Source organism: Allokutzneria sp. NRRL B-24872 (assembly GCF_002155965.1).
In the GTDB taxonomy this organism is placed as follows: Bacteria; Actinomycetota; Actinomycetes; order Mycobacteriales; family Pseudonocardiaceae; genus Allokutzneria.
The window spans coordinates 1-4,209 of record NZ_MUMH01000201.1; the positions used below are offsets into that span (position 1 = coordinate 1).

4 protein-coding genes are annotated in these 4,209 nt (G+C 71.4%); 2 read left to right on the plus strand and 2 right to left on the minus strand.

The window, feature by feature from the left end; translation table 11 throughout:
* The coding region (locus CCN37_RS35365; RefSeq protein WP_168201012.1) for an exonuclease domain-containing protein at window positions 1-1,192 on the plus strand (1,192 nt) is incomplete at its 5' end.
* Here CCN37_RS35365 and CCN37_RS35370 read toward each other — a convergent pair.
* A complete protein-coding gene (locus CCN37_RS35370) occupies window positions 1,189-1,980 on the minus strand; it encodes a hypothetical protein (RefSeq protein ID WP_086829447.1) in 792 nt (263 codons plus the stop codon). The two genes, CCN37_RS35365 and CCN37_RS35370, sit on opposite strands and share 4 nt — an antisense overlap.
* Before the next feature lie 37 nt (window positions 1,981-2,017).
* Between CCN37_RS35370 and CCN37_RS35375 the strand changes: the two genes are divergently transcribed.
* Complete coding sequence (locus CCN37_RS35375) at window positions 2,018-2,473, plus strand: hypothetical protein (RefSeq protein WP_143261963.1); 456 nt, start codon at window positions 2,018-2,020, stop codon at window positions 2,471-2,473.
* Window positions 2,474-2,475: 2 nt separating this feature from the next.
* Here CCN37_RS35375 and CCN37_RS35380 read toward each other — a convergent pair.
* Window positions 2,476-4,209 (minus strand): protein kinase (locus CCN37_RS35380; RefSeq protein WP_168201013.1); only part of this gene is annotated, 1,734 nt, incomplete at its 5' end.

The window sequence follows — 4,209 nt, forward strand, 5'->3', positions numbered from 1 at the left end:
GGTGGCGGGCGGGCACGGCGGGTTCGCGGTGGTGGACGTGGAGACCACGGGGTTGTCCTCGGGGTGGCACGACCGGGTCGTGGAGATCGGCGTGGTGCTGCTCGACCGGGACGGGGCGGTGGTCGGGGACTGGTGCACGCTGGTGAACCCCGGGCGTGACCTGGGGCCGCAGCACATCCACGGTATCGCGGCGGCGGACGTGCGCCGGGCGCCCGCGTTCCCGGAGATCGCGGCGGAGTTGGCGGGGCTGCTCGCGGGGCGGGTGGTCGTGGCGCACAACCTGGCCTTCGACGCGCGCTTCATCGCGGCCGAGTTCGCGAGGGCGGGCATGGCGGTCCCGGTGCGCTCGGACCTCGGCCTGTGCACGATGGAGCTGTCCAAGAGCTACCTGACGACCTCGTCGCGCTCGCTCGCGGCCTGCTGCGCGGTGGCCGGGATTCCCTTGCAGCGCGCGCACTCCGCGCTGGACGACGCCTACGCGGCAGCCGGGTTGATGGTGACCTACCTCGGCATGGCGGAGGGGGAGGAGCCGTGGCGGGAGCTGGTGGAGGACGCGCTGGTCCGTCCTTGGCCAGTGCATCCAGCCGGTCCGCAAAGCGAGACCGTGCGCAGGGGCGCCGGGGACACCGGGCTCTTCGTCGAGCGAATCCCGGGTGACGCCGGAGATTTGTCCGAAGTGGATGGTTACCTGGAAATCCTCGACCGCACGCTGATCGACCGTGTGCTGAGCGCGAGCGAACAGGACGAGCTGGTGGAGGCCGCCGCGCGGTACGGGATCAACCGGGCGACGGCCGAAGTGCTGCACCGCAGGTACCTCGCCGAGTTCGTGCCGCCCAGCCCCGCCGACCGCGCGGCCGTCGCGGATCTGCTGGGCCTGCCAGCCGAGCTGGCCGATCGGCCCGCCGTGCGAGCGGTGTGGGGGACTTTCGCGCTCCGGCCGGGCGACCGGATCACCTTCACCGGCGAGACGGTCAAACCGCGCGAGCTGTGGCAGGACGAGGCGCGCGCCCACGGGCTGGTCGTGTCCCCGCCGAACATCTGCAAGTGGACGCGGGTGCTCGTCGCCGCCGACCCGGACTCGTTGTCCACCAAGGCCCGCAAGGCGAGGGACTACGGTGTGCCCGTCGTCGTGGAGGACGGCTTCGCACGGCTGCTCGCGGAGATGCCGGTCCGGGAGGGGTCCCGGGTCTAGCGGTCATCCTCCAACACCGACAGGTTGGACCTGGTGAGGCTGGGGGTGCGGACGATCAGCTCGGTGAGCAGGTGGTGGCTGAGCAGGTTGCCGATCGGCTGCGGCAGATCGGTCTCCACCAGCCCGAACACGCCCCGCTCCGACAGGCGCAGGCGCACGGCCTCCACCACGCGGTCCATCTTGCGCACGTTCCAGTCGTCGGCGGGGCGCAGCTCGGCGAGCTGGGCGGCGGCCTGGCCCCGGGCCAACGGCTGCGCGCGCGGGTTGTCGCGCAGGTACTCCTGGCCGAGCACGGTCAGCACGAGCCGTTCCTTCTCCGACAACGTCCACGTGTGCCCCGGCGCGGTGTGCTGCCCGAACAAAGGCCTCGGCAGCGTGCCGTCGCCCGCGTTCACGTACAGCTCCACCACGTGGTGGCGGCCCGCGGGCGTGGTGATCAGCGCGGAGGTGACGCCCGGCCGCAGCGGCACCGTCTCGCCGTCGTCGCGCAGCGTGTACTCGCCCACGCCGATCGGGAGCTTGCCGGTGTTGCTGAGGTGCCACCAGCCCTGCCGGTGCACGAGCAGCCCGTGCTGCCTGCTGACCTTCGTGTCGTCCTCGCCGATCGTGACGTCGGCGGGCTTGTCCGCGTCCTTGGGACGGCCTCGGCCGAAGCGCACGCGCGCGCCCTCCGCCGGAGCCGCTGCCGCAGCGCCCGCCACCGTCCGGACGATGAGCGCGCCGGGCGTGGTCCACGGCTTCGTCCGGGGCAGCCCACCCGGACCCTCGATGCGTGCGACGACGTTCACCTCCAAGATCCTACGAACCCGGGGACAGCTTGTGACCATGCGCTTGCCTGCTCTGTCGTTGCTGCTGCTCAGCGTCGTGGCGTGCGCGTCACCGCCGCCTCCCGCCCCGCCCGCGCCCCCGGTCACCACGACCACCGCGGTCGCTGTCACCACCACGCAGCGGGTGCCGGACCGCCAGCCGCACACGCTGGTGCTCAACGCGACCGGCTCCGGCGACATGATGCTGAACAAGGTCAAGTACTCCCTGGACGGCCAGGTCCAGGAGGAGGGCGACATCTCGCTGCCCTGGCGCAAGTCGCTCACCGTGCCCGCCGACGGGCTCCCGCACACCTGGGAACTGAAGATCACCTACACCGCCGGGCGCAACGCCAAGATGGACGTCTTCGTGCTCTACGACGGCAAGGAGGTCAGCCGCACCGGCGGCGGGGGCGGCGGAACGAGCGGCACGAAGATGACCGGCGGCTCCTCCATCGGCGGCAGCGTCAACGGCTGAGTTCAGATGGGGCCCGCGTCGTGCGTCCACCAGTCGATCATCGCCAGCGGTGAGGTGCCACGGTGGGCCACGACGCGGATCGCGAAACGCTCGTCGGTCCACGCCATCCCGCGCTCGCCGGTCTCCTTGTAGGTGTAGCAGCGCAGGTTCCCCGTGCCGCCGCCGCGCGAGTAGTCGCTGCCGCCGTTGAAGTCCTTGGGGAACTTGCGGCAGTCGTCGTCCAACCCGGGGAGCCCGTGCGCCCTGCGCATGGTCGCGACGTCCTGGAACTGGTAGTACGCAACGAGTTCCGCGCCGCTCGTGCGCCCGCACGCCACTCCGACAGCGGGGACCGCGCCGACGTCCCTCCACTTCAGGTCGGCAGCGGCGCGCACGCAGTGGTTGCGCGACACGGGCGGGATGTGGTCGAGCAGCTTGCGCTCGTCCGCGGTGGGGAAGGGCGGGCTGGCCTGGGCGTTGGTCGCGTCGACGATGCGGCTGAGCGGCGAGAGGTGCCACTGCGACCACCAGCCGTGCACGGCGCGCGGATCGGAGCCGGTGACGACGCCGATGATCGACAGCGGCTCCATCGTCCACGAGATGCTGAGCGCGCCGTTCGTGCCAGTGCGGCACAGCAGCTGGCCGAGATCGGTGCCGAGCCAGTCATGTCGTTGTGTGCCAAGGAAACCCGGAGCGTTCGCGCACGAGACACCGACGGGGGCCTTGGCCTCGCCGACCATGCCGGTGAACTGCTCGCGCAGCGGCGGCAGCGACGCGAAGCGGTAGTAGCTGACCTGCTGCGCGCCGATGCCGAGCGGAGTGCAGGTGACTCCGGCGAGGGCCGTGGGGAACGCGTCGAGGTCGGCTCGCACGCAGTTCGCGCCGGAGCTGACCGAGATCGTGGCGCGCTCGTCCTCGGTCGGGAACGCCGCTGTGCCACCGGTCCACGATGTCCACGCTTGACGCAGCGGCGCGTCCTGCGGAGCTTTGGCGCGGGTCATGGTGCGCGCGGCGACATCGGTCCAGACGACGTGGGCGACGCCGTCCCTGGAGTAGCAGAGAACGCGCCCGTTGGCGGGACCCGTCAAGGGGTAGCGGTGCTCGCCGCCGTTCGCGCTCGCGCAGTCACCGTTCTTGGCCACGCCCGCCGAGCGCACCACGCGCCCGTAAGCCTCATCGACCCCGGCTTGATCGGCCAGCAGTTCGGTCGTGCTCTCCTGGCCCTCGCGCGTGCGGCACGTGATCGTCGTCAGTGTCGCGGCCGAGCAGTCCCCGCGCAGCGCTTCCGGAACGCGCTCCAGCGCGAGCGGAATGTTGTTGCCGCTCAACAAGATCGACGTGGTCAGCGCGACCGCGACCACGCCGAGCGCGGTCAGGCTCAGCTTCACCGTGCGGCGCGACTTCGCGGTGGCGAGCGCGTGGACGAACTCCGCGCAGGAGCCGTAGCGGTCGGCGGGGTTGAGCGAGAGCGCCTTCGCCAGCACACGGTGGATCGCCGGAGCCGTGCTGAGCCGGGTCGACGGCGAGCCGGTCAGGCAGTGCTGCACCACCACCGCGAGCGAGTAGATGTCCGTGCGGTGGTCGACCATGGCCCCGCGAACCTGCTCCGGCGAGGAGTAGTCCGGAGTGCCGACGAACACCCCCGTCGCCGTGAGCCCGGTCGCCGAGATGTCCTTCGCGATGCCGAAGTCGCACAGGTACACGTGCCCCGTGCCGTCCTCGATCATGATGTTCGCGGGCTTCACGTCGCGGTGCAC